This is a genomic window from Rhodopseudomonas sp. BR0C11, assembly GCF_010820945.1.
GTDB lineage: Bacteria > Pseudomonadota > Alphaproteobacteria > Rhizobiales > Xanthobacteraceae > Rhodopseudomonas > Rhodopseudomonas palustris_H.
Window position 1 is genome coordinate 1 of record NZ_QTKI01000632.1, and the last position, 1,780, is coordinate 1,780.

The window sequence follows — 1,780 nt, forward strand, 5'->3', positions numbered from 1 at the left end:
TCCCTCTCCCGCCTGCGGGAGTGGGTTGGGGTGAGGGCGCCCCGAGCAGTGAGTTCGCATTCGCGGAGGGGAGTGCCCTCACCCGGATCGCTGCGCGATCCGACCTCTCCCGCAGGCGGGAGAGGTTATGCAGTGCCCGCTGCGGATCAGTCTCGACAAGCGATCGAGATGTTTAGTGCGCCTCGTCCCAATTATCCGCCGCCCGCGCGTCCACCTGCAGCGGGACGTTGAGGATCACCGCCGGGAATGGCGCGTCCTGCATCACGCTGCGCACGACCGGCAGCGTCGCTTCGACCTCGGCTTCCGGCACTTCGAAGATCAGTTCGTCGTGGACCTGCAGCAGCATCTGGGCGCTGAGCTTCTTCTCGGCGAGCGCATCCTCCATCCGCACCATGGCGCGGCGGATGATGTCGGCGGCGGAGCCCTGCAGCCGGGCATTGATCGCGGCGCGTTCGTTGAAGGCGCGGATCGACGGGTTAGAGGCCTTGATGTCCGGGTAGTGGCATTTGCGGCCGAACAGCGTGGTGACGTAACCATGCGTGCGGCAGAAGTCGCGGGTCTCGTCCATATAGGCGCGGATGCCCGGGAAGCGTTCGAAGTAGCGCTTGATGTAGGCGCCGGCTTCCTCGCGCGGGATGCCGAGCTGATTGGCGAGGCCGAACGCCGAGATGCCGTAGATGCCGAAATGGACCGCTGTGGGGCGGGGGCGGATTTCCGACGGAAGGCCTTCGACCGGGACGCCGAACATCTCCGACGCGGTCATCGCGTGAATATCGATGCCGTCCTGAAACGCTTTTCGCAAAGCCGGGACGTCGGCGACTTCGGAGAGCAGGCGCAGTTCGATCTGCGAGTAGTCGGCCGACACCAGCTTGTTCCCTGGGGTCGCCACGAAGGCGCGGCGGATCTTGCGGCCGTCTTCGGTACGCACCGGGATGTTCTGCAGGTTCGGCTCGTTCGACGACAGCCGGCCCGTCGTCGTCGCGGCGAGCGCGTAGGTGGTGTGGACGCGATGGGTCTGCGGATGCACGTAAGTCGGCAGCGCGTCGGTGTAGGTCGAGCGCAGCTTGCTGACCTGCCGCCACTCCAGAATCTTCTTCGGGAATTCGTGGCCCTGCTCGGCGAGTTCGTCGAGCACCTGTGCCGAAGTCGACCACGCGCCGGTCTTGGTCTTGCTGCCGCCCGGCAGGCCCATCTTGCCGAACAGGATGTCGCCGAGCTGCTTCGGGCTGCCGATGTTGATGTCCTCGCCGGCGAGCTCGCGGATCTCGGCCTCGATCCGCGCCGCGGTCTGGGCGAAATCGGACGACAGCCGCGACAGCACCTGTCGGTCGATCGAGATGCCGCGCCGCTCCATCCGCGCCAGCACCCCGACCAGCGGACGTTCCAGCGTCTCGTACACCGCGGTCATGCTGCCTGCGACAAGGCGCGGCTTCAGCACGCGCGCGAGCCGCAAGCTCACGTCGGCGCGCTCGGCCGCATAGGCGGTGGCGCGGTCGATTCCGACCTGATCGAAGCCGATCTTGTTTTTGCCGGTGCCGGTCAGCTCGGTCAGCGTGTGCAGCGTATGGCCGAGATTGCTCTCCGACAGCGCATCCAGCCCATGGCTGCCGCGGCCGGCATCGAGCGCGTAGGACATCAGTTGCGGATCGTCGATGTTGCGCAAGGTCAGGCCATGCTGCGCCAGCAGCACTGCGGCAAACTTGATCGCGAAGCCGACCTTGGCGATTCCTGCGGATTCGAAGACCGGCTTCAGTGCATCGAGCGCGTCGCGGGTGCCGAG

Annotated in this window: 1 protein-coding gene; it reads right to left on the reverse strand. The window is 66.3% G+C overall.

Features of this window, described 5'->3' with window-relative positions; all coding sequences use genetic code 11:
• Positions 1 to 172: 172 nt before the first annotated feature.
• On the reverse strand, positions 173 to 1,780 hold a 1,608-nt coding region (gene polA / locus DYI24_RS26015; RefSeq protein WP_164574363.1), incomplete at its 5' end, for a DNA polymerase I.